This is a genomic window from Leuconostoc lactis, from assembly GCF_007954625.1.
Taxonomy (GTDB): Bacteria; Bacillota; Bacilli; order Lactobacillales; family Lactobacillaceae; genus Leuconostoc; species Leuconostoc lactis_A.
The window spans coordinates 913751-937500 of sequence record NZ_CP042420.1 but is presented as its reverse complement, the minus strand read 5'-3'; the positions used below and the strand labels follow the sequence as shown (position 1 = coordinate 937500).

The following is a 23750-nucleotide window of genomic DNA, read 5'->3' as shown; positions in this document are numbered from 1 at the left end:
TTAAACCACATGCTCCACCGCTTGTGCGGGTCCCGTCAATTCCTTTGAGTTTCAACCTTGCGGTCGTACTCCCAGGCGGAATACTTAATGCGTTAGCTTCGGCACTAAGAGGCGGAAACCTCCTAACACCTAGTATTCATCGTTTACGGTGTGGACTACCAGGGTATCTAATCCTGTTTGCTACCCACACTTTCGAGCCTCAACGTCAGTTGTTGTCCAGTAAGCCGCCTTCGCCACTGGTGTTCTTCCATATATCTACGCATTCCACCGCTACACATGGAGTTCCACTTACCTCTACAACACTCAAGTTAACCAGTTTCCAATGCCATTCCGGAGTTGAGCTCCGGGCTTTCACATCAGACTTAATCAACCGTCTGCGCTCGCTTTACGCCAATAAATCCGGATAACGCTCGGGACATACGTATTACCGCGGCTGCTGGCACGTATTTAGCCGTCCCTTTCTGGTATGGTACCGTCGAACTAAAATCATTCCCTATTCTAGCATTTCTTCCCATACAACAGTGCTTTACGACCCTAAAGCCTTCATCACACACGCGGCGTTGCTCCATCAGGCTTTCGCCCATTGTGGAAGATTCCCTACTGCAGCCTCCCGTAGGAGTTTGGGCCGTGTCTCAGTCCCAATGTGGCCGATCAGTCTCTCAACTCGGCTATGCATCATTGTCTTGGTAGGCCTTTACCCCACCAACTAACTAATGCACCGCGGACCCATCTCTAGGTGACGCCGTAGCGCCTTTCAACTTTGTATCATGCGATACTAAGTTTTATTCGGTATTAGCATCTGTTTCCAAATGTTATCCCCAGCCTTGAGGCAGGTTATCCACGTGTTACTCACCCGTTCGCCACTCGCTTGAAAGGTGCAAGCACCTTTCGCTGCGCGTTCGACTTGCATGTATTAGGCACGCCGCCAGCGTTCATCCTGAGCCAGGATCAAACTCTCAATTTAAATGAATTAAATTCATCGTTTGAAGATGTACTCTTCGATTAAACTGACTAATTGCTATATCTCTATAACGACTATCCGTTTATTGTTTGTTACGAATTGACTTCGCAAATTTGTTTCAGTTATTACTGCTAATAACTAGTAACAGATTCGTTTGTTCAAAGTTTTGTTCAGTTTTCAATGTGCTACTTGTTGTCGCTGAGACAACTATATTATCTTATCACGTGGTTGATTACTTGTCAACACCTTTTTTCAAAATGTTTTTTCGTAATCGCCCCCGCTGCGCTTTCGCACCGCTAAGACAACTTTATTATTCTACTACGTTGCGTCTCGCTTGTCAACTACTTCTTTCAAATCTTTTTAAAAATCATTTTCAGAAGTTGTTGTTTGCGTATCAGACAACTATTAAAATTATACGCGCTTCTCCAAAAAAGTCAACACTTTTTTCAAAAAAGTTTTCAAATTATTCTTCAAAGCTAACAAATGACGTTGTTTGTAGGGTTTCTAGCAACCCGTGCAACTTGTTTGCCGGCACAAATTCTAACTGATTAGCCAAAGCATCTGTAACAGCTGCCATATCATCGACTTCAAATGAATAGAGTGACAATAATTGATCACCAGCTTGAACACTCGTTAATTCACCGAGACGCCATTGGTCAAAATTCTCTAGTCCTAACTTTTTCAATTCGCGTAACACAACACCTAAAGATGTTTCTTGATGGTGACGATGAATTTTAGCTGTGAAAAACTGGTAATCATCCCCTGTTCTTTCCACAAGGAAATAGGGTAAATCATTTTCAAAAGCAATCGCAGTCGCTGCAATAAGTGACATAACTTCTCCTTTACTGATCAATACGCGCCAAAGCTTCCGCGATCCATTCATCTCGATGCGCTGCAATCGGTGCAAACCCATAGTTCAGATGATTGTTCGTCCAAAAGTGTTTCCGTAGGCTAATGTTTTTGGGCAACGTCGTGGTTGGCGTCAAGTTATCTTGCCGTAAAGACAGACTGATTTTATTGGTGTATTGTTCAATATCTAAAACAGTCACCACAACTTCTTCGCCAATCTGTAACTCGTGATTCAAGTCGTGTACAACCCCTGATCGGCATTCAGAAATATGAATCAAACCTTGGGTATGGTCATCTAGCATGACAAATGCACCGTAAGGTTGTATGCCTGTAATACGCCCTTTCAACTTTTGTCCAATATGATAAGTCATAATTTAAATCCTCATTACCATTATAACAAAAAAAGCAGACGCTTAGTCTGCAATTTCAATCGTTTCAATTTCAACGTCTTCACGTGGCTTATCATACATATCGACAGCTACGCCGGCAATCTTATCAACAACATCCATACCTTCGATGACTTGACCGAAAACAGTGTGCTTACCGTTTAACCATGGTGTTTCATCAGCTTGTACAATGAAGAACTGTGAGCCATTTGTGTTTGGACCCGCATTTGCCATTGACAATGCGCCCTGCACATTCAACAACTTGTCAGAAAATTCGTCTTCAAAGCTACCGCCCCAAATACTTTCACCACCCATACCAGTACCTTCAGGGTCACCACCTTGAATCATAAAGTCGCGAATAACACGATGGAAAATCCCATTATCGTAGTAACCGTTCTTTGCGTGTGTTGTAAAGTTTTCAACTGTTTTTGGTGCAATGTCCGCAAACAACTTCACCTTAATGTCACCTTGATTTGTCTTAAACGTTGCAACTGGACCTACGTAGTTAGCTGCATCTTGTTGTGGATAGTCTGTCATGATTGAACCTCTCTCGATTATGCTTGATTTTAATTGAAAAACACCGGCCACCTATTAAGTCCTGTTTTGGGTGTTTCATATCTGATGCGTGATCGATATTAAACTTGATCTTCTAAATCAGGATCGATGATCACATCACCGTTTTCAATTTCTTCAAGTGCTTGACCAACTGACTTATTTGAGTTGAACTTTTCTCGGGTTGCAGGCAAGCCAGCATCCAATTCACGGGCGCGCTTGGCCCCAAGTGCAATCAACTTGTAACGTGAGTCAACTTTTTCAAGCAACTTATCAACGGATGGATAAAGTAACATGGTAATTCTCCTTATAATGTCTTTTCAAAAACGCGCGCAACACGCAATCGTTCTGCGGTAATAATCGCTTTGATTCGGTCAACAGCGTGAATCACTTGATCATTTTCAACGGCATAGTCGTAGTTGATCATTTGCTTCAACTCATCACGGGCGGCAGCAACACGTTTCTCAATAACTTCTTGAGAATCAGTGCCACGACCAACCAACCGTTCGCGTAAATTAGTCAGATCTGGTGGTGTTAAGAAAATGTAAATACCTTCGGGCATCTTTGACTTCACTTGCAAAGCACCTTGGACATCAATTTCCAAAAAGACATCGCGACCGCTCGCTAGCGTTTCATCAATGAAGCTTTTAGGCGTCCCGTAATAGTTATTCACATATTGGGCATATTCTAGCATATCCCCATTGACAATTTTTTGCTCAAATCCTTCACGAGAGACAAAAAAATAGTCTTCGCCATCAACCTCGCCAACACGTGGTTGACGCGTTGTTGCTGAAATTGAATATTGAAAATCAATACCCTCTTCTTCAAAAATAGCCTTGCGCACCGTTCCCTTACCAACACCGGAAGGGCCCGAAAGCACAATTAGTAAACCACGCTGCGTCATCATTTATCCTCTTTATGTACTAATGATAACATTATACCGGCTTTCCCCTTGTTATTCAATGGTTCGTCAAAGAATCGCCCAAACAGAATGCTTGTTCCCATGGACAAATAAGGTGGTTATCCACAAAATATCGCATTTTATCAACACTTTATACCCGAACGAATGTTCAAGAAAAAGTAAAGCCAAAATATAATAGTTGCTTTTTTGAACATTTGTTCGTATGATAAGACTATCGTATGATCAAGGAGCAGGTTTATGCAAAATTATCTTGTACACCAACCCGTTGCTACGCAACTACAACATCATATGCATCGCCTTAAAAAGTTACTCACGCCGAAAAGACGTGTGCCTTTAAAGTGCCAGCTCCCAGCTGATGACTTGATTAATCGCTTGGCAGTCGCACTAAATTCAGATCAAGTCGTCACGATTCAAGTCAATGTGTCACTACTCTCTGAAGAAGTGGCAAATTTTACTGGCTATGTTTATCAGAATCAAAACGGAGAAATTTTAATCCAATCCCCCAAAACTCATCAAATGACCACCATCTTACCTGGTACGATTCGCCATATTACATTATAAAAAGGACAATCACTATTTCAATAGTGATTGTCCTTTTTATTTATTTTTATAAGGCGCGTTCTGCCAAAGCATCTTCTGGCATTTGTCCAAGAAGATGATTCAAAGCCGCCACATCAATGTAACGATCAATACCAGCAGTCCCTGTCACAAATGCACTTAAGCCACTAATATCTTGCTTTTGACTCAAGAAAGTGAGATAAGATTTCACCTCACCACCAATGCCATCAAGGTTATCCCAGGCCGGTGTCCAGTAATCAAACAACTTATCCGTTGCTAGCGCATTGAACATCGCTGGTTGCCATAAGTCATGCGTCGCTTGATATTCAGTTGCTAATCCCTCGTGGAATCCACGCAACATGTTGACCACGTTGTCACTAACCACATCTTTTACAGAGGCCGCCTTGAATTGCGCCAAACGCTTGTCAGCAAATTCGAGCTCAGCTTGAATTTGTGCTTCAGTCAACTTAGGTTCAAGCGCAACAACTGTGTCAGCGTCCTTTAGTGGTTTCATCTTTGGTGATAGCCCTCTAAATGTTTCAGCAATCACTGGTAGATTAAAGTGATCATCCTTATCATCTACCTGCAAGAACTTAAATTGCAAATCATCGATTGCAGAAGATGTCTTCATCAACTCAGCAACATCTTTACCTTGCCACTTGAAGAAGTTAATCGCCATGACTGTTCGCATAATCATGCGCCAGAAGTTAATGTCGAACTTTGGTGCTTGCGCCACAAAGCGTTCGTTCACGCTGCCCTCTTTTACCAAGAATTGTTGCATGTCATAGAGTACCGGCACAAGCATGACAAAGTAACGCCAATCACGATCATCACTATTGACCAATGCAGCTTGCATGACTTCATTTAACTTAACGACGGCCCGTTCATTGCTCGTGAAACTTGTAAAGTTATGGTTAACCATCATTGCAATGACATCATCTAAGAAAAATGAGGCCACTTCAAACGTTTCAGGGCTATACTTTTGTCGGTGCGTTAAATAGTAACGCGCTCTCAAAAATCCAGCGAATTCATTATAGTTGAACTCCGGCATCTTATGCTTATTCATAAATTTCTGTTGCTGTTGCCGGTGCTTCAAATTTTTAATCTGTGCTGACTTACCTTGTTTCATATTTTATTAGCGTGCGTGATAGCGCACGCCCCCCCTTCTAAAATATTGTTAGATACTAAGATCCAAACTATACTTCCCATGACCAAATTCACGTAAGCGGAACTGGAAAACTTGTTCTTGACGTTCTAACGCTGGTGTCGCTACTACGGCTTGTTGCTTACTAGCTAATTCTGCCACTTCAATAGCACCATTAATCGCAGACATCACGGGTGCAAACAACTTTGTCTCTGCTGACACATAAAACATATCAGCATTTCCGTAGGTTGCAGATCTACGCGTCAGATTAACCGATACTTTATACCGATTAACCTCAAAAACAATATGATTATAATTGAAATCATGTGCATAGTGGAATAGTGAGGATATAAATTCCCCTGCGTCAAACTTTTCTTTTGCCATACTTTTGGACGTGCCAACGGCACGTCATTCCTTTAACTTAAATTCGTTCACCCTCTATTGTACAGATAAATACACGGTCTGACCACTAATTCGCCCTATTTTGCCCCGACATCATTTAAAAATGTCGGTCAGCTCGCTTAATTATGATATTATTTTGATACTAAATTGGGTAAATAATTTGTATTTTACACCTTTTTAGCGTAAAATAGAAGGGTATTTTTAATAAATATGTTTGTAACGTTGTTAAGCCAATAACAACGCATCAAAAATCAATCGGAGGATTTTATGGAAGACAAAGGAAAGACATTTTTCGGTCAACCTGTAGGACTGTCAACGCTGTTCATGACTGAAATGTGGGAGCGTTTCTCATACTATGGTATGCGCGCCATCTTGCTCTACTATATGTGGTACCTCATCAGCACTGGTGATCTACACATTACACGTGCAACTGCCGCATCAATCATGGCAATTTACGCTTCAATGGTTTACCTTTCTGGTGCGATCGGTGGCTTTGTGGCTGATCGTATCATCGGAGCCCGTCCAGCGGTATTTTGGGGTGGTGTTCTCATCATGCTTGGACATATCGTGCTCGCTTTGCCTTTTGGCGCAAACGTATTGTTTGGGTCAATCATCTTAATTATCATCGGAACTGGTTTCTTGAAGCCAAACGTTTCAACATTGGTTGGGACATTGTATGACGAAAACGATCGTCGTCGTGATGCTGGTTTCTCAATCTTTGTGTTTGGTATTAACTTAGGTGCTTTCATCGCACCACTTATTGTTGGTGCCGCACAAGAAGCTGCGGGTTATCACGTTGCCTTCTCATTGGCAGCTGTCGGTATGTTTATCGGCTTGCTTGTTTATCATTTTGGTGGTAAGAAGACATTGGATCCGCACTACTTGCACCCAACTGATCCACTAACACCTGAAGAAGTTAAGCCATTACTTGTTAAAGTGGGCTTAGCGGTCGCTGGTTTTATTGCCGTCATCGTCGTGATGAATCTTGTTGGTTGGAACTCACTACCAGCTTATATTAACCTTTTGACAATTGTGGCAATCGCAATTCCAGTTTTCTATTTTGTTTGGATGATTGCTTCAGTCAAGGTTACGGCAACTGAACGCTTGCGTGTTGTGTCATACATTCCACTCTTCATCGCCGCTGTTTTGTTCTGGGCGATTGAAGAACAAGGCTCAGTTGTGTTGGCAACATTTGCTGCTGAACGTGTTGATTCATCTTGGTTCCCTGTCTCATGGTTCCAATCATTGAACCCACTCTTCATCATGCTTTACACACCATTCTTTGCTTGGCTATGGACTGCCTGGAAGAAAAATCAACCATCATCACCAACAAAGTTTGCCGTTGGTTTGATGTTTGCCGGCTTAAGCTTCTTGCTCATGGCCATTCCTGGTGCTTTGTATGGCACAAGTGGCAAAGTATCACCACTATGGTTAGTTGGGTCATGGGCCCTTGTTATCGTCGGTGAAATGTTAATTTCACCTGTCGGCCTATCCGTCACAACCAAGTTGGCACCAAAAGCCTTCAACTCTCAAATGATGTCAATGTGGTTCTTGTCATCAGCGGTAGGTTCTGCTTTGAACGCACAACTGGTGACGTTGTATAACGCCAAATCTGAAGTGGCTTACTTCTCTTACTTCGGATTAGGTTCTGTCGTACTTGGTATTGTTCTCGTCTTCCTATCAAAGCGTATTCAAGGTTTGATGCAAGGTGTTGAATAAACTGCATAATAAAAGCGCTCACGATATGTGAGCGCTTTTTTATGATCAATTATTTCACATCGTCGACTTTGTCAGCAACTTTTTCAGCAGCCTTGTCGACCTTTTCGTTAACTTTTTCAGCTGTCTTAGCAACGTTTTCGTTGACCTTTTCGGCAGTCTTGTCAACATTTTCATTGACTTCTTTAGCCTTATCAGCAGCTTTATCAGAGAAATCTTCAGCTTCAACTTGGGCAGCTTCAGCCAAATCACGCAATGTTTCATCAAAGTTGAGATCAGCTTGTGTCAATTCAATATCGTGATTGTTGAACTTATCGCGTAATTCATTCAATGAGGCTTGTGCCTTATCGACGTAACTGACAGCTAAATCTTTCGCCTTATTAACATAAGGTGTGGCTTGATCGGCTAATTGCTTCACTTGATCCGCAGCCAAATCAATTTTTTCGCCGTACTTTTCTTGGCTCTTGTCCTTTAATTCAGTAGCCTTAGCTTTAGCCTTTTCCGTCACATCACCAGCAAAGTCAGCAGTCGCATAAGCGGCATCATAGGCCTTTTCACGCAAGGCATCTGATGTTTCAGTGGCCTTAGCTTTGAGTTCTTCTTGACGGTTCTTTGGCAATGCTTTAAACGCAGCCAGTGCAGCTGCTCCCGCAGCAATCCCAATTAAAAATCCTTTAGCTTTTGACATTTACTTTGTCTCCTTTTTTTGATGATTTTTTGTGACTATACTTACGCATAGCCGTTTTTGCAACAGATGCTGCCATACCGGTCGCACCAAAGCCGCGAACAAGCTTTGAGGCAGCAAATCGACTTGTCACACTTTGTACAGTGTCATTTAATTCTGATACTGTCACCGACAAGTCCGCAACTGCTTGCACAGTTGGATCTAATGTCTTCATTTTGTCGTTGACATCAGTCAATAGCTCATTGGCGTTGCCAAGAATTTCATTGCTCGAGCGGGCAATCGTGTCCACGTCGAACGTAATAATCTTAAGTGATTGCGTTAGGCGCATTAGGAATATACCGATAAATATTACCAGTAATAAGAAAGCAACCGCAAAAATGATAAGTGCCCATTGTCCTGGTGCCATAAATCCCCCCATACCGTGATATTTAATGTATTTGCTGCAACCTATTGTATTAAAAGAACATCATACTGGCACAACATAGTATAAGTATAACAAAAAAAGTTACTCAACGAGTAACTTTTATTTATTAGTGGGCATAGTCTGTTGCGCGTGTTTCGCGGACCACTGTAATCTTCACATGTCCAGGATATTCCAGCTTTTCCTCAACATCTGATTTAATATCATGTGCCAAGACTGTTGCCTGGATATCCGTTAATTTAGTAGGTTCGACAATTACCCGAACTTCACGTCCAGCTTGAATGGCAAAAGCACTTTCAACACCGTCATAACGGTTAGCAATGGCTTCAAGATCCTTCAATCGTTGGACATAGTTTTCAAGTGATTCACTGCGCGCACCTGGACGGGCGGCACTAATCGCATCAGCAGCGGTCACTAATTCTGAAATTGGTGACGTTGCTGGTACATCGCCGTGATGTGACGCAATGGCATTGATCACATCTGGCTTTTCGTTAAATTTCTCGGCAAGGCGTACGCCCAATTCCACGTGGGAACCTTCGACTTCAGCGTCAACTGACTTACCAATATCATGTATTAATCCAGCGCGCTTCGCAAGCGCGACATCCATTTTAAGCTCTGCTGCCATCATTCCCGCAAGTTTTGCGACCTCGATTGAATGTTGGAGCACATTTTGACCGTAAGACGTTCGATAGTTCATCCGGCCAATCATTTTAATCAAATCTGGGTGAAGACCACGTAGGCCAAGCTCAAATACCGCTTCTTCACCCTTTTCACGAATTGTTTCATCAATTTGTCGACGTGCTTTTTCAACCGTTTCTTCAATCCGTGAAGGATTAATGCGACCGTCTGCTACCAAGGCATCTAAGGCCATTTTAGCAATTTCACGACGAACTGGATCAAAGCCACTCAACACCACTGATTCTGGTGTATCATCAATGATTAAATCAATCCCTGTCAATGATTCTAATGTGCGAATATTCCGACCTTCACGACCAATAATTCGGCCCTTCATGTCTTCGCTTGGTAAATGCACAACCGACACTGTGACATCAGCCACAGCATCTGCTGCCGACCGTTGAATCGCTTGCACAATAATATTGCGCGCACGCTTTTCAGCTTCACTCGTCGCGTCTTCTTCAGCTTCTTTCACTAAAGCCGCACGTTGGCGTACCAAACTTTGTTTCGTTTGACTTAAAATTTGTTCTTTAGCGTCAACAGGCGTTAATTGGGCAATTTCTTCCAATTTTTCCTGCTGCGCTGTCACTAAGTCATTGGCAACTGTCTTTTTATGATTTGCATCATCCAAACGTTGCTGTACTTGGTTTTCTTTTTGAATCAATTGCGCATCACGCTGATTCAAGGCCGCATCTTTCTTGTCGAGGTTCGAGATACGATCTTCAAGCCGTTGTTCTTGTTGCTGCAGCTGCTTTTGACGGTCTTTGAAATCTAAATCCACTTGATTACGATAATCTTGGGCCATTTCTTTCGCATCAGTTTTTGCTGCACGTATGAGACTTTTAGCTTCTTTGTTTGCTTCTTCAAGAATGTTAGCTGCGATTTGTTTCGTTGCGTTAATTTGTTTGTTATCTTGCCAAAGACGACCATAATAACCGCCAACGAGACCAATCACGATTGCGAAGAGTGCTGAAATGATTGTTACTATCATGCGTATCATTCCTTTCAGCTTGTGAAATTTAAACTATTCCACATATATTAAGTATAGCTGTAAACTTACTTAACGTCAAACCCCAAGCCGGTCTTTCCCTTAATGTTTTAAGCGCCGACCAAGCTCTCGCTCTTGATCTCGACGTTTGATATCTTCGCGTTTGTCATACTTCTTTTTTCCGCGACCAATCCCAATCAGCACTTTAGCAAAACCATGTTTCAAGTAGACCTTTAGGGGCACAATCGTGACCCCTGGTTCGGCCGCGGCGCGACGCAACTGGTTGATTTCGCGTTTATGCAAAAGTAATGGTCGTGTTCTGGTTGGATCAACGTTGAATTGATTCCCTTGCGCATAAGGTGCAATCGTCACATTCGTTAATAGCGGTTGCCCATTATGAATCGTCACAAAACCATCCCCGATGGTAATTTGCCCCGCACGGACAGACTTAATTTCAGTCCCAGTTAACGCAATCCCAGCTTCAAACGTGTCTTCAATTGCATAATTAAACCGTGCCTTACGATTTTGTGCAAGATATTTTTCTGTCTGTTGTTGCTTTTTTGCCATACTGTTCCCGTCACTAAAAATTTAGTCTTTCATTGCTCGTTGCTTTAGAAATTACGCTTTGCATCACGCTTTTGGCCTTGCTTGGCGTCTAGGTTCCCGCGACGTTGTCGTGGTCCTTCAGACTTACCGCGACGCTCGTTTTGACGACGTTCTTCGCGATTACGACCTTTACCAAACTTACCATTGTTCTTTGACGCCACACGAATGTCTGTTGTTGGCGCATTTTCTGGATCCACTAACATAAAGTCAACAGTCCGTTCTTCTTTGTTGACCCGCAAAACTTTGACGCGCACCTTTTGACCAATTTGGAAAATACGGTGCTTTGAGCGACCAATCAAGGCAGCGTGTGCTTCATCGTATTCATAGTGATCATCTGTCAGGTTAGAAATGTGCACTAACCCTTCAACCGTGTTTTCTAAGCTAATAAACAAGCCAAACTTCATGGCTGAATTGACAACACCGTCAAATTCAAGGCCAACTTTGTCCAACATGAATTCGGCCTTCTTCAAAGCATCAACATCACGTTCCGTGTCAATCGCACGACGTTCACGGGCACTGGTATCTTCACCAATTTGACCTAGCTTATCGGCATATTTTGCTTGTGCTTCCGGACCATAACCATGCTTTTCATACCACTTAATGAGGCGGTGAACTGTCAAATCAGGGTAACGACGAATTGGTGACGTGAAGTGTGTGTAGTAATCAGCACCCAAACCAAAGTGTCCAACCGGATCTGGGCCATACTTCGCTTGTTTCATTGCCCGTAGCATCATCGTTGAAATCATTTGTTCAGCGGGATCACCAGCTACATCAGCCATTAACTGTTGCAACATCGTTGGTGTCACCTTGCTTGGATCACCATAAACTGGATGGCCCAGTGCCTTTGAAAATTCAAAGAATGACTTCGCGCGTTCTTCATCGGGCATCTCGTGAATACGATAAAGAAATGGCACTTCTAGCTTGTCAAAGTGCTCCGCTACTGTTTCGTTCGCCACTAACATGAACGACTCAATCATCCGTTCTGCTGTGCCACGTTCACGCAGCTTAATATCAACTGCCTTGCCATCGTCATCCACTACAACTTGTGCTTCTGGCGCATCAAATTCGATTGCCCCACGCTTTTTACGCATGTTGTACAAAATGTCATGTAATTCGCCCATGACTTTAAACATCGGTGTCAATTGTGCGTATTCGTCTTGAACAAACACATCACCATCAAGAATCTTATTGACCGCATCATAAGTCATCCGCGCATGCGACTTAATCACAGATGTGTGCAAACGATGGTTAACCACTTGTCCTTGTGGGTTGATTTCCATTTCAACTGACATTGCCAAACGGACCACATTGGGATTTAATGATGCAATCCCATTAGAGATATTACGTGGCAACATTGGAATAACACGGTCGGTCAAATAAACTGATGTCCCGCGCTTATAAGCTTCCGCATCAATTGTTGACCCTTCCGTGACGTAATGTGACACATCGGCAATGTGCACACCCAAATGATAATTCCCATTATCTAGTTTCCAAGCCACAACGGCATCATCGATATCTTTCGTATCGGCACCATCAATTGTGACAAGTGTTTGTTCAGTCAAATCTTCACGACCGGCCCAATCAGATTTTGGGACATCAACCGGAATTTTGGCCGCATCATCTAACACTTCTTGGGGGAATTCACTTGGTACTTTCTTAGCATAGACAATTTGCAAAATGTCCATTCCAGGCTCGTCTTTGTAGCCTAATGTTTCCGTCACCGTTGCTACTAGTTCACGTGGGTGAACCTTATCAGGGAAACGGGTCACGTCAGCGACCACAACTTGCCCATCGTTTGGGGTAATGCCATCAGCACTCACCAAAACTTTATAACCCATAGCCTTTTTGTCACTGAGTTTGATTTCGCCAATCATCCCCTTTGCTTCTGAGCCAAGTGAAAAAGTCCCTACAACCCGTTCAAAGGCATGGCTGATAATTTCTTCTACTTTACCTTCTGGGCCACGGTCTGCAGATTCGGATGGTTTCACTGTTGAAACCCGAACCGTATCACCGTGCATGGCCTGTAACGTATTTTCAGGATTGATAAAAAAGTCAGGTAATTCACTGTCATATTTAACAAAGCCAAATCCTTTGTCATTGGCATGATATTCACCAATCACATAGCCGGCATTGACATTATATGAGAATTGGCCATCTTTTTCGATGGCTTCTCCGTCACGCACAAGCGCGTTCATCGCGTTGACCACATCTTGGTAGCCCGCAGCCGAATTCATGCGCAGACCGTCCGCCATATTTTGTGCGCTAAAGGATTGTTCACGGTTTGCTTTTAAAAAACCGCCAATTTGAGATTTTAATTGTTCTACTGCCATAGTCTCCTCTTTCTATATTTCTACAAAATAAAAATTGCCAAAATAAAAAGTCAGTCTACAAAAAGAGCAAACTGACCTTAATCATTCTTAATGCGCTGACAAGTACATTAAGGCAAAACCGATAATGAACCACAACCCGCCTAAAATAGCTGTTGCGCGTCGCATCACCGCTTCAAACCCGCGTGACTTTCGTTCAGCGAATAAATCGCCAGCGCCACCTGATAAAGCAGATAACGCATCTTGTTGTTTACTTGGTTGCATCATGACTGTCACAATGAGCAATAGACCCACAACAATCAGAGCAACGGTGAGTATTTTTGCCACAGTCATAACTCCTCATTAAATCATTAACACCTATTATAACAAAAAATAACGTCTTGTGCACAAAATTTTTACCACAAGACGTTAGCTATTATCGAACTGCTTAATTACCAGCAGCCAAACTAAACATTAAAATACCACCAGCAATGGCCACGTTCAAACTTTCAGCTTGACCTTGGATTGGAATGTACAGGTTAGCCGTCGTTTTCGCTGCCAATTCTTCTGACATACCTTGACCTTCGTTACCCACAATCAGTGCAAATTGCGTACTTGGTTCGATCTGACGGTAAGATTGCGCCGCTTCATCCAATTGTGATCCATAAACTGGCAACCCATTAGCAGTCAACGCATCAGTCCATTCATTCAAGTCACCGTTTAGAACTTCCAAATGGAATTGTGAGCCTTGCATCGCACGGACAACCTTTGGTGAATAAGCGTCAGCTGTTCCTTCGCCCAAGACCACGCCTTTGAAGCCAGCAGCATCGGCTGTACGAACCAATGTACCAACATTGCCTGGGTCTTGAATTTTGTCGAGCAACAACCACGCCCCATCATGCACATAACTTGGGTCAAACGTCTTGTCTGGCAATGAGATTTCGGCAAAAATGCCTTGTGGTGTATTCGTCCCAGCAATATGCTTAGCGACTTCTTCACTAATTTCAAAAGCTGGTACACCATGTGGCACATCTGGCAAGTGTTCAGCCATTTGGGCTTCAGTTGCCATGACTGCATGGAACTTCGCCTTCGCTTTGATAGCTTCTTCAACTAAATGCCAACCATCTAATAAATAAGTCTTGTTTTCAAGACGGCCTTTCTTAGTAGCGAGCTTTGCCCACGCTTTCACACGACTGTTTTGATTTGATAAAATACGATCCATAATAAATTCCTTCTGTTCTCTTCAGAACTGACAAAAGTACGCCAAATTTTTGGCGTACTTAAACATTAACGCTGCTGTTTACCAGCATTACGATTGCGCTTTGATTTTGGGGGTAATACTGATGTTTGTTCGGCTGCAGGCGCTGCTTGTGTGCCTGGTGTCGTTTGCGCACGGTCTGCTAACAAATCATCTGCTGTTTTCTTAATTTTAAATTCACGCGCCACACGCTTTTCCAAACCAGGACGTTGGAAGTGCAGAATCAAAGACTGCAAGAGGGCGAACAAACCACCCACGATAAAGTACAAGCCAATAGCGCCACTGGCAATCATGGCAAACACAAAAATCATGATTGGACTGATCAACATCATGGTTGCTGACGCCTTCTTTTGTTCTTCTGGCATTCGTAACACGGCAATCCAAGCTTGCACCAAGTAAACCACACCGGCTGCAATCGCAAAGATCAATTGGGGTTGCCCTAAGCTAAGTCCAAAGAAAGTTGCGCCTTTCAACGCAGGGGCGTGCAAAATAGCGGCGTACAAACCAGAAAAAACTGGTAATTGCATAGCTAAAGTTAAAAATGAAATACCACCAATGACACTGACATCATTTTCACGATACAGTGACATCATTGCCATGCTGGCTTGTTGTTGTTCAGCAGATGTCCCTGCCTTACGTGAGATAGCCTGTAACTTATCAATTTCAGGCTTTAATTTTTGCATTTTAATTTGGTTAATTGTTGTGTTGACTTGTTGATTCAAGAAGAACGGTAACAAAATCAAACGCAAAATCGCTGTAATAATGATAATCGCCCAACCGATACCATTGACACCACCAATAACGTGCGCAATATTGGCCATGATATCTGCTAATGGTTGCCCAATCCAGCGGTACATACGACTATGTTGGCTATAGCCACCGGTAATTAAGATAATGTCTAAAATCACAAAAGCTACTGTTAGAACGCGCTTTACTTGTTTCATGAGGTTATTTTTTTCTCCTGGTTATTACAGATAACCATTATACCAATAATTCCTACCTAATGGTAAAGTTTTTCCCTTCAAACGGCGCAATTGGTGTTTTAACGAGCTGTGTGACGTGGCTATAGGCCCCAGGGCCGGCAGCAATGATGGCTAAAAAGCGGTCAACAGCAACCGTTTCACCCTGAATCGCCATTTCGACCGAACCATCTGCTTTGTTCCGTACCCAGCCACTGATGTGATGCCGTTCTGCCGCCTGCTGGGTAAACCAACGAAAGCCAACGCCTTGGACGCGACCATAAACATTAATTTGATAACTGACCATGCTGTGCCTCCCGATAAAGTGGTAAGCGAATGGTAAAGATTGACCCAGATCCCAGGGCACTTTCAATGGCAATTTCACCACCGTAAGCGTTAACTAGGCGTTGGGCAATACTCAAACCAAGCCCATTTCCCCCTTTGGCACGGGAACGTGCTTTATCAACACGATAAAAACGGTCAAACACACGTCCAGCATCTTCCGTAGATAACCCTTCACCAAAGTCTTGAACGCCAATTTCAACACGATTAGCCGTCTGCGACAAGGCAAAATGAATTTCCTTACGATCTGTTGAATACTTTACCGCATTATCCGCTAAGATAATTAAAATTTGTTCCATGTGATCCTGACGGACTTTCACATTCGCTTCATGCGTTAAGTCATCATCCAATGTAAAAATAAAGTCAGGATGAATCAACTTAAAGTTGTCATAAACACGATGCACTAAACCACCAACTTCCGTGACTTCTTGGACATTTTCAATTGGAATTTGTTCCGCACGGGTCAGGTTTAACATTTCATTAATCAGCGTTTCCATCCGTTGCATCTCGGCAAGAGATGATTTAATCGAATCATCTAACACTTCCGGTTCATCTTTTCCCCAGCGATTAAGCAAATCCATATGCCCTTTCACAATGGTGACAGGGGTTCTCAGCTCATGTGAGACGTCAGAAACGAATTGTTGCTGTGCGGCAATCAAATTTTGTAACCGATCAATCATCCGATTTAACACACTGACCAAATCCGAAAATTCGTCATTGGGGCCGGTCTGTTTCGCCCGCACTTCAGTCATTGGATCATCACGTAACGCTTCAATGGTTGTCTCAATTGACTTGACGGGGCGTAGAATCAGACGCGTTAATAGAAAAGCAAAAATAAAAATCGCCACGCCGCCTAAAAAGACGGTCCCCCATAACCAGTGGTATAAATGGGCAGGTAAAGTGCCATAATATTGCTTAATTCGCGCGATGACAATCAGCGTAAAGAAAATGAAGACAACAAAAAAACCAGACGCCATCCCCAGTGACAGTTGCCAACCTAAAGAGAAACGACGTGCGGCTTTTTGAGTTGTATTTTTTTTGTCAACCATAGTATTTATTAGCTGCGCATCACATAGCCAGTACCACGAACAGTCTGGATATAAGATGCTTTACTTTCTGGATCGTCAATTTTGTTACGTAAGTAACGAATGTACACATCAACTACGTTGGTTTCAACTTCAGAGTCAAAGCCCCAAACTTCCTTCAACAATTGTTCACGTGATTGCACAACGTTAATGTTTTCAACCAACGTCAATAGCAAGTCATATTCACGCTTTGTCAAATTGATAATTTGGTCATCACGACGTGCGATACGATTTTCTTTTTCAATCCGCAAGTCTTTGAAGTTAATAATTGACCGGTGCTTATCACTTGATTCCGTTTCGATTGCAATACGACGAAGGAGTGACCGAATACGCGCCAACAATTCTTCAATGGCAAACGGCTTCACCAAGTAATCATCTGCACCGTAATCCAAACCTGAAACACGATCAATCACTGAATCACGTGCTGTCATCATAATGATTGGTGTCTTCTTTGTTTCACGTAAACGACGGGCAACTTCCAAGCCGTTTAATTCCGGCAACATCAAGTCAAGCAAAATAACATCATAGTTATTTTCCATTGCGGCGTCTAGTCCTGAACGACCATCTAAAACTGTTTCGACTTCATAGCCTTCATGCTTTAGTTCAAGGCCGACAAACTTTGCCAAGTTTTCTTCATCTTCAACAATCAATACTTTGCTCATTTTTTGTCCTCAATAGTTAAATCGGCAATGCCGAATCCAATTCTTTTACTTCCCTATATTTTAGAGTAGTTTCTAAAAATTTGCAAGTTTTTTCTCATTCTTTGAAAAAATCGTCTAATTTTGCTAGTCTTGGGTCTAACTGCTCGGTTTCTGCTGCTTTTTTCTCATTTTCATAAGTTGATTCACTGATAACATGCCAATCTTGTCCAGATGGTAACACATCATTTTCCAGCTCTTCCGCCGTCAAAATTTGCAACGGTAATTCAGCCACAATGTTGTCAAGGACGGCCTCGTCGACGTTAAGTGTATCATTTTCTAATACAAACACAGGATCTGTCTCTTCAAAGTCAGCCAACCGCTTCTCATCTTCAACATAGCGTTCTTCAATCATCAAATCCACTGGCCGTACAACTGGTGCTAATGATCGTGATGATGGCACCGTCACTTCACCTGTCACGTGGGCATTGAGTAGCAAATCATCTTGATCTGTATACTTAATGTCGCCTGTGATGTGGAGTGGTGACAAAGCTAGAATGGTGTCTGGAAAACGTGTCTTGGCAAATGTCTCAAGATTCAACTCTTCGTCGAAAGTTAAGGCATTTTGGCGAAATTTTTGTAGTTGATTTTTATGATATTTCATTTGTTTCTCCCCTGTCTGCTCGTTTTTGGCCGGTCACATGAATCGGCTGACGTGTCACGTCTTGTTGTTGGCCAGGCTCATTGGCTAATAACTGCCAGATTTTACCCGCTTTATAATCTAACCGCAAGTTCGCCTTGGCAAGATTCTGGTCAACTTTACTAATCAACGGTAACGTCACCGTTTTTTTAATCTGATTGAGGAAATGTTGTCCAGCATCAGTAAACCCAAGAATGCGTAAATACGGATCTTGCATCGCCGCCTGCATTTGATCAACCTTAATATTAAGTAACGTATACAACAACGTGCGCTGCATCCGCGCAAAAGTATAGCGCTTTGATTTCACCGACTTAATAAAGCTCTGATAGTTTTTGGGACCAGGTTCACCCAGCGCTACTGCCGCTAAGCGATGTTCTAAGCCTTCAGCCATCTGATAAACTTGCCCCAGCTGCCCAATTGTATCCGTCATTAAGCGGTATTGCAATAATTGCCAAAACGGCTTTTCAAAGGCAATTGTATGTGGTGCTTCCGCAATCGCCTTTAAAGTTGCTTCCGGCACAACGCCCTGGACTTTTTCAAGCTTCTCTTTATGCAAGGCCAAACGGATTGATGAGGCCGACGCAATAGTTTGATCATCAGCAAAACTCTGATCGTGATACCCAGCAGCCACCCGTTGAATAGGATGTAACGTCATGTCAACACCCAATTTAATGACCGCTTTGGCATAGCCAAATGCCAAAATGTCATTTGGATCTTCTAACACGAACCCCGTCTCTTCGGCCAATTGTGTCGCATAGGCATGCGCAAAAGTCTGATTTTTTTCTTGGAAAGCATGACCACTTTCGACACTCGGTGCTTGTTCGGCCAGCTTTAAGAAATCAACATCTGCGTGTTCGCTCCCAAAAACCATGTCTTTAATGCCCATTGCTGACAATAAGCGCACCGCGCCTTCCGCAAAAATATGACTGGGTTGCACCGCATAAAAAGTTGGCAACTCAATCACAAGGTCGACCCCGTTTTCCAGTGCTGTTTGCGCCCGTGTCCATTTATCAAATAAAGCGGGTTCCCCACGCTGGACAAAATTACCCGACATCACGGCCACAACAACATCTGCCCCAGTCACCGCTTTGGCTTGCTGTATGTGATAACGATGCCCATTATGGAACGGATTGTATTCAGTTACTAAACCAACAACTTTCATGCTTTCACCGCCTTAAAGAACCAGCGATCTGTGGCATCATCAATGGCACTTTCACCAAAGTCAGCCGACACCGCTATTTGCTCAAATCCTGCTAAACGTAATTCGCGTTGGTAGGTCGCCAAATCATACGTTTGTTCATGATGAATTTCACGTAAAATTTTAAACCCATCAATCTGCTCGTCATACACGAAAAACTTTAAATCATGATCAACACTATTTACCGCTTCCCCTGGATAACTTGTCCACATGAAGATATTGTCGGCATCATCATCGTTATTATAGTAATAGTCAGCATAACCAACATTAACCTGATGCGGTGTAATGACGTCAAATAAAAACTGACCGCCCTTTTCCAGATGGGCCACAACTTCACGAATGGTTGCCTGAAAATCAGCCAATGTCGGCAAATAGTTTAACGCATCTGCAAAACTCACAATCGTTGGATAGGTTTTCTGCCAATCCGACCAATCGCGCATATCAGCTTGTAACAAATTTACATCCACTGCAGCTGCGGCGGCGTGCTGTTGGGCCAATGTTAACATCTCGGCCGACATATCAAGCACATCAACTTGGTAACCGCGTTGCGCCAATAAAACAGCCAATCGCCCTGCACCACCACCAAGATCTAAGATGTCGCCTGGTTGCGTTTGATTGGTCACAAAGTCTGCCCAAGCATGATACATTTCTTGATCAAATAACTGATCGTATTTCGCCGCAAAGGTTGAATAATTATTTTGTAAGTTTTCGTTTGTCATAAGTTCTATTTTAACAGAAAAAAGACGAGCTGCCGCTCATCTCAATTAATCAGTTACCAATAATTCTGTGATATCAACATATGGCGCATCATGCCAGAGGCGTTCCAAGTTGTAGAAATCACGTTGTTCTGTTGAAAAGACATGGACGATAACGTCGCCTAAGTCAATTAATACCCAATCAGCTGCTTGGAAGCCTTCAATTAACTTGACTTCGCCACCAGCTTCTTGAATTTTGTCTTTTACTTCCGTCACAATTGCCTGTACTTGCCGGTTTGAAGCGGCATCGGCAATGACAAAGTAATCAGCCATCAAGCTAACTTGTTGCATATCAAGGGCCACAATATTGTTGGCCTTTTTGTCATCTACAGCCTTAATAGCTGTTTCTAATACTGTTTTTACATCTAATGCTGTTGTCAAAATATTTGCCTTTACTTTCGTTTATACGTTGCCCTTAAGCGCGGGGCAACCAATAATTATAGGTTGTAATACTCTTTGGATAAATCGGTGTTTCTTTTTCGACCAAACGCAAAACGGTGTGGACAATTTGGTATTTTATACCGGCAGCCAGTGATTGATCCGTCAAGGTACGTGCTGTTTCAACCCCTGGGAAAGTCCGCCCTAGCTCCAAGTAATCTGCCATAAAAATAATCTGTGATAACAAGGACATATCCGTCCCTGATCCCGTTGTATGTTGCCGAACCGCTGTTAAGATGTCTGGGTCATCAATCCCCAACTCATCACGAATCATTTCTGCCCCAACGACACCATGCCAAATGTAATTACCCCAATTCACTAAATCAGGATCCAAATCCTTGGCCTGAATCACAGCGAGAAAATCTTCATCAGCGCGTTCTTTTGCATAGTCATGCACGAGTGCGGCAATTTCAGCCTTTTCTGGTGACACACCATACTGTTTAGCTAATTTAAGCGCGTAATCTCTGACACGTAAGACATGTTGGAAACGATAGTCCGACAGTTGTGCGGCAACGCGCGTTTCGAGTTCTGCAATACTGCCATCAAAATACTTAGTCATATAGCCCCCGATATAAATGATATTCTTCAATAAAATAACTCACCCGTTCTGGTACCAGATAACGAATACTTTGGTTTAACCGTAGTTTTGTCCGAATGTCTGAAGCAGAAATTTGAATTTTGGGTACGTCACACCAAATAATGGGATAGTCCGATTGGCCTGCCTGTTGCGTCGTTTTACCGGCTGCTAGTTGTACCAACTGTACCAGGTCATCAATATGTGCCCAAGTTGGCAGTTTTTCAACGAGATCACCACCCATGATGAAGGTGTAAGCATTTTCCGGATGTGCTTGCGTCAGAGCCAACATCGTTTGGTAGGTCAAAGATGGCCCACCCTGATAGATTTCAATCAATTCAAGGTCAAAGAAAGGATTGCCCATAATCGCTTGGCGAACCATTTGAACACGATCCGCGGGCGCAATCGCACTGGCATGACGTCCGTCTACTGGTTGCGCATTTGGCATCCAGTAAACCTTTTCCAAACCCAATTGCCGGCCGATACTTTCCGCTAACACCAGCTGCCCAATATGTGGTGGATCAAAAGTGCCACCAAAAATACCGACACGATGTTGCGGTTGCACGGGGGCTTCCTGCAATTGCCTTTGTGTGATCGTTGTTGCTATCCCTTGCATTGACATGACTACCTTTGATTAAATCTTTGCTAATGCCACAGAAATTTTCTTATATTTATCTTCTTGCGCTGGCAAGTACAACACCAGCGTCCGGCCGATCACTTGTGCGACCGTAATATCTGAGTGTGATTGAATAAAATCAGCCACAGCTTGTGCTGAATCATCCGCACTTTGTTGGATGCTAATTTTAATTAATTCACGCTTGGCAATTGCCAAGACAATTTCATCAACCCAAGCTTGGGTCAACCCGTTTTTACCAACAGAAAAAATAGGTGAGAGTGTATTTGCTTGTGCGCGTAAGAAACGCTTTTGCTTTCCAGTGAGTTGTAACATTAAATCATTGCCTTTCGAATAAGGACAGAAACGCCCTGTGGTGCCCAACCGCTGACTTGTACGCCAGCTGGCACAGAAATCCAACCCAAACCTGCAAACACAATATCACTCTTTTCAGTGGTTTTAAATGTGTGCTTCACAAGTGGGGTTGCTGTTTTTGGTGCCGGTGTCAATAACGTCCCAACATGCTTCTCATAAAAAGCATCCGCACCGGCCAGCTTTGTCCGGTGTAAATTGAGATTATTTTCAAAATATGCTGTGAAGGATGCACGTTCCCCTGATTCAAAATCAAAGCGGGCAAGTCCACCAATAAATAGGGTTTGTTCCGGATTCAATTGGTAAGTGCGTGGCTTAATTTCATTTTTAGGCAACGCATACTTCAAATCTTTGTCCGACAACACGTGCGCAATTTGATCGCGCTTAATAATCCCTGGTGTGTCAATCAAATGCTTCCCATCAGATAGTGGGATTTCGATTCGATCTAACGTTGTCCCTGGGAAACGTGAGGTGGTAATTAAATCCTTCACCCCAGTGCTTGTCTTAATAATTTGGTTAATCAACGTTGACTTCCCAACATTGGTTACCCCAACAACAAAGACATCACGGCCAGCACGTAATTCATCAATTTCAGCCAACAACGCATCAAGATTTTGTGGGTGCGTCGCTGACGTCAAGAGAATATCGACTGGCTTAATGCCTTGCGCCTTCAATTCGGCCTGCAACCAATTTTTCAACCGGTTCTTGTTCAACAACTTTGGCAATAAGTCTACCTTGTTGGCCACTACCAAAATTGGGTTGTCTTGTCCCACGAAGCGTGGCAAGCCAGAAATTTCTGACCCCGTCACATCAAAGACATCAATCACGTAAACGATCAAAGCGCGTGTGTCTGAAATTTGGTGTAACAAGCTTGCAAAATCATCATCAGTCAATTCTACAGGTTGAATTTCATTATAATGCCGCAAACGGAAGCACCGTTGGCAAAGTAATTCATCCCGATCAATCGCCTTCTTTAAGGCACTCATTGGCAGATAACCCGACTTATTTGGATCATCAACCTGGATTAAAGCGCCACAGCCAATGCAGCGCAAACCATCATTTAATTCTTCTCGGACATATGCGTCCGTTACTTCAGTTGTCACGAAGTGATTTCTCCCATTTTAAGTTTGGATGTGCACGAAAAACAATTTTTTTCACTTGCTTTTCGATACTACGATTAAGCCACGTTTGCCACATGTCCGAGTCAATTAAACGTTTAACAAGGACACTACGTACGCCGGCTGCATGTGCTGCCCAAATGTCTGTCAACATTTGATCCCCCACCATAATAACTGATTGCCGATCAAGATGATGTGTTCGCAAGACATGCAAAATACCTCTTGGTAATGGTTTAAGCGACCAGGAAACGAATTGTACCCCTAACGGTTCAACGGCCTTCGCTACCCGTTTGGTGGTATTGTTTGAAACCACAATCAATTCAATCCCACCCTCACGTAAATCAGCTAACCACTGACGCAATTCGGGTGTACCATTTGGATTGTTCCAAGCGAGTAAAGTATTATCCAAGTCAGCTAGGACCGTTTTGACGCCATGAGCTTTCAGGTCGTCAACTGTCAAATCATATATTCTTTCAACCATATAGGTTGGCGTAAATTGTTCTAAGCGCATGCAAATCATCATCCAGTT

General features: G+C 43.0%; 29 protein-coding genes and 1 rRNA gene (1 of these 30 cut by a window edge). 2 read left to right on the top strand and 28 right to left on the bottom strand.

Translation table 11 applies throughout. The features are described 5' to 3' along the window. From FGL80_RS04755 to gmk, 6 genes are all read right to left on the bottom strand, one after another. Nucleotides 1-964 (bottom strand): 16S ribosomal RNA (locus FGL80_RS04755) (it extends 582 nt beyond the left edge of the window). 460 nt (nt 965-1424) lie between these two features. After that, nucleotides 1425-1793, bottom strand: coding sequence for a hypothetical protein (locus FGL80_RS04750; RefSeq protein ID WP_055308268.1), 369 nt, complete (start codon nt 1791-1793; stop codon nt 1425-1427). Between the two features lie 10 nt (nt 1794-1803). Further along, nucleotides 1804-2181: a CvfD/Ygs/GSP13 family RNA-binding post-transcriptional regulator gene (locus FGL80_RS04745; RefSeq protein ID WP_010001065.1), complete on the bottom strand. Its 378-nt coding sequence runs from the start codon at nt 2179-2181 to the stop codon at nt 1804-1806. 42 nt (nt 2182-2223) lie between these two features. After that, complete coding sequence (locus FGL80_RS04740; protein WP_055308269.1) at nt 2224-2733, bottom strand: peptidylprolyl isomerase; 510 nt, start codon at nt 2731-2733, stop codon at nt 2224-2226. Between the two features lie 98 nt (nt 2734-2831). After that, nucleotides 2832-3044, bottom strand: a complete 213-nt coding sequence (gene rpoZ, locus FGL80_RS04735) for a DNA-directed RNA polymerase subunit omega (RefSeq protein ID WP_010001068.1) — start codon at nt 3042-3044, stop codon at nt 2832-2834. Nucleotides 3045-3055: 11 nt separating this feature from the next. Beyond that, a complete protein-coding gene (gene gmk / locus FGL80_RS04730) occupies nt 3056-3652 on the bottom strand; it encodes a guanylate kinase (protein ID WP_010005819.1) in 597 nt (198 codons plus the stop codon). Between the two features lie 255 nt (nt 3653-3907). Here gmk and FGL80_RS04725 point away from each other — a divergent pair, with 255 nt between their 5' ends. After that, the gene (locus tag FGL80_RS04725; protein ID WP_055308270.1) at nt 3908-4231 is read left to right on the top strand and encodes a hypothetical protein; all 324 of its coding nucleotides are present in this window, start codon (nt 3908-3910) and stop codon (nt 4229-4231) included. A gap of 46 nt (nt 4232-4277) precedes the next feature. On the opposite strand, the gene FGL80_RS04720 is transcribed toward FGL80_RS04725, so the two are convergent. Together FGL80_RS04720 and FGL80_RS04715 are read right to left on the bottom strand one after the other, a co-directional pair. After that, complete coding sequence (locus FGL80_RS04720) at nt 4278-5357, bottom strand: hypothetical protein (RefSeq protein ID WP_055308271.1); 1080 nt, start codon at nt 5355-5357, stop codon at nt 4278-4280. A gap of 48 nt (nt 5358-5405) precedes the next feature. Next, a complete protein-coding gene (locus tag FGL80_RS04715) occupies nt 5406-5756 on the bottom strand; it encodes a hypothetical protein (protein WP_055308272.1) in 351 nt (116 codons plus the stop codon). 285 nt (nt 5757-6041) lie between these two features. Here FGL80_RS04715 and FGL80_RS04710 point away from each other — a divergent pair, with 285 nt between their 5' ends. Further along, the gene (locus FGL80_RS04710) at nt 6042-7493 is read left to right on the top strand and encodes a peptide MFS transporter (RefSeq protein WP_055308273.1); all 1452 of its coding nucleotides are present in this window, start codon (nt 6042-6044) and stop codon (nt 7491-7493) included. A gap of 49 nt (nt 7494-7542) precedes the next feature. Here the strand turns inward: FGL80_RS04710 and FGL80_RS04705 are convergent, their stop codons facing one another. The 20 genes from FGL80_RS04705 to FGL80_RS04610 form a co-directional block, all read right to left on the bottom strand. Further along, complete coding sequence (locus tag FGL80_RS04705) at nt 7543-8178, bottom strand: hypothetical protein (protein ID WP_055308274.1); 636 nt, start codon at nt 8176-8178, stop codon at nt 7543-7545. After that, entirely contained in the window at nt 8165-8581 is a 417-nt protein-coding gene (locus FGL80_RS04700) for a DUF948 domain-containing protein (protein WP_147001825.1), read from the bottom strand. Before FGL80_RS04700 ends, FGL80_RS04705 begins: the two co-directional genes overlap by 14 nt. Before the next feature lie 124 nt (nt 8582-8705). Continuing rightward, a complete protein-coding gene (gene rny, locus FGL80_RS04695) occupies nt 8706-10262 on the bottom strand; it encodes a ribonuclease Y (RefSeq protein WP_055308275.1) in 1557 nt (518 codons plus the stop codon). A 99-nt stretch (nt 10263-10361) separates the two neighbouring features. Continuing rightward, complete coding sequence (gene smpB / locus FGL80_RS04690) at nt 10362-10826, bottom strand: SsrA-binding protein SmpB (protein ID WP_055308276.1); 465 nt, start codon at nt 10824-10826, stop codon at nt 10362-10364. A 44-nt stretch (nt 10827-10870) separates the two neighbouring features. Then, nucleotides 10871-13195 carry a ribonuclease R gene (gene rnr, locus FGL80_RS04685; protein ID WP_055308277.1) on the bottom strand — a complete coding sequence of 775 codons (2325 nt, stop codon included), beginning with the start codon at nt 13193-13195 and terminating at the stop codon, nt 10871-10873. 87 nt (nt 13196-13282) lie between these two features. After that, nucleotides 13283-13519, bottom strand: coding sequence for a preprotein translocase subunit SecG (gene secG, locus FGL80_RS04680; RefSeq protein ID WP_278399340.1), 237 nt, complete (start codon nt 13517-13519; stop codon nt 13283-13285). 100 nt (nt 13520-13619) lie between these two features. Continuing rightward, on the bottom strand, nt 13620-14393 hold the full coding sequence (locus FGL80_RS04675) for a TrmH family RNA methyltransferase (RefSeq protein WP_010001170.1): 774 nt from the start codon (nt 14391-14393) through the stop codon (nt 13620-13622). 65 nt (nt 14394-14458) lie between these two features. Further along, nucleotides 14459-15373 (bottom strand): membrane protein insertase YidC, encoded by a 915-nt coding sequence (gene yidC / locus FGL80_RS04670; protein WP_010001172.1) that lies wholly within the window; start codon nt 15371-15373, stop codon nt 14459-14461. 52 nt (nt 15374-15425) lie between these two features. Further along, nucleotides 15426-15695, bottom strand: coding sequence for an acylphosphatase (locus tag FGL80_RS04665; protein WP_010001173.1), 270 nt, complete (start codon nt 15693-15695; stop codon nt 15426-15428). Next, on the bottom strand, nt 15676-16779 hold the full coding sequence (locus FGL80_RS04660) for a sensor histidine kinase (protein WP_010001174.1): 1104 nt from the start codon (nt 16777-16779) through the stop codon (nt 15676-15678). Before FGL80_RS04660 ends, FGL80_RS04665 begins: the two co-directional genes overlap by 20 nt. 8 nt (nt 16780-16787) lie before the next feature. Then, entirely contained in the window at nt 16788-17477 is a 690-nt protein-coding gene (locus FGL80_RS04655) for a response regulator transcription factor (protein WP_055308279.1), read from the bottom strand. 94 nt (nt 17478-17571) lie between these two features. After that, nucleotides 17572-18117 carry a YceD family protein gene (locus tag FGL80_RS04650; RefSeq protein WP_055308280.1) on the bottom strand — a complete coding sequence of 182 codons (546 nt, stop codon included), beginning with the start codon at nt 18115-18117 and terminating at the stop codon, nt 17572-17574. Then, nucleotides 18104-19315, bottom strand: a complete 1212-nt coding sequence (locus FGL80_RS04645; protein ID WP_055308281.1) for a nucleotidyltransferase — start codon at nt 19313-19315, stop codon at nt 18104-18106. Before FGL80_RS04645 ends, FGL80_RS04650 begins: the two co-directional genes overlap by 14 nt. Further along, entirely contained in the window at nt 19312-20070 is a 759-nt protein-coding gene (locus tag FGL80_RS04640) for a class I SAM-dependent methyltransferase (protein WP_055308282.1), read from the bottom strand. Before FGL80_RS04640 ends, FGL80_RS04645 begins: the two co-directional genes overlap by 4 nt. 45 nt (nt 20071-20115) lie before the next feature. Beyond that, the gene (gene rsfS / locus FGL80_RS04635) at nt 20116-20487 is read right to left on the bottom strand and encodes a ribosome silencing factor (RefSeq protein ID WP_010001179.1); all 372 of its coding nucleotides are present in this window, start codon (nt 20485-20487) and stop codon (nt 20116-20118) included. Between the two features lie 34 nt (nt 20488-20521). Continuing rightward, complete coding sequence (gene yqeK, locus FGL80_RS04630; RefSeq protein WP_055308283.1) at nt 20522-21103, bottom strand: bis(5'-nucleosyl)-tetraphosphatase (symmetrical) YqeK; 582 nt, start codon at nt 21101-21103, stop codon at nt 20522-20524. Then, on the bottom strand, nt 21096-21734 hold the full coding sequence (locus FGL80_RS04625) for a nicotinate-nucleotide adenylyltransferase (protein WP_147001983.1): 639 nt from the start codon (nt 21732-21734) through the stop codon (nt 21096-21098). The genes yqeK and FGL80_RS04625 overlap by 8 nt, the downstream gene beginning before the upstream one ends. An 18-nt stretch (nt 21735-21752) precedes the next feature. Further along, nucleotides 21753-22067, bottom strand: coding sequence for a ribosome assembly RNA-binding protein YhbY (yhbY, locus tag FGL80_RS04620; protein ID WP_010001183.1), 315 nt, complete (start codon nt 22065-22067; stop codon nt 21753-21755). Further along, on the bottom strand, nt 22067-23206 hold the full coding sequence (yqeH, locus tag FGL80_RS04615) for a ribosome biogenesis GTPase YqeH (RefSeq protein WP_147001824.1): 1140 nt from the start codon (nt 23204-23206) through the stop codon (nt 22067-22069). The genes yhbY and yqeH overlap by 1 nt, the downstream gene beginning before the upstream one ends. Beyond that, a complete protein-coding gene (locus FGL80_RS04610; RefSeq protein WP_010002663.1) occupies nt 23196-23732 on the bottom strand; it encodes a YqeG family HAD IIIA-type phosphatase in 537 nt (178 codons plus the stop codon). Before FGL80_RS04610 ends, yqeH begins: the two co-directional genes overlap by 11 nt. Between the last annotated feature and the right edge of the window lie 18 nt (nt 23733-23750).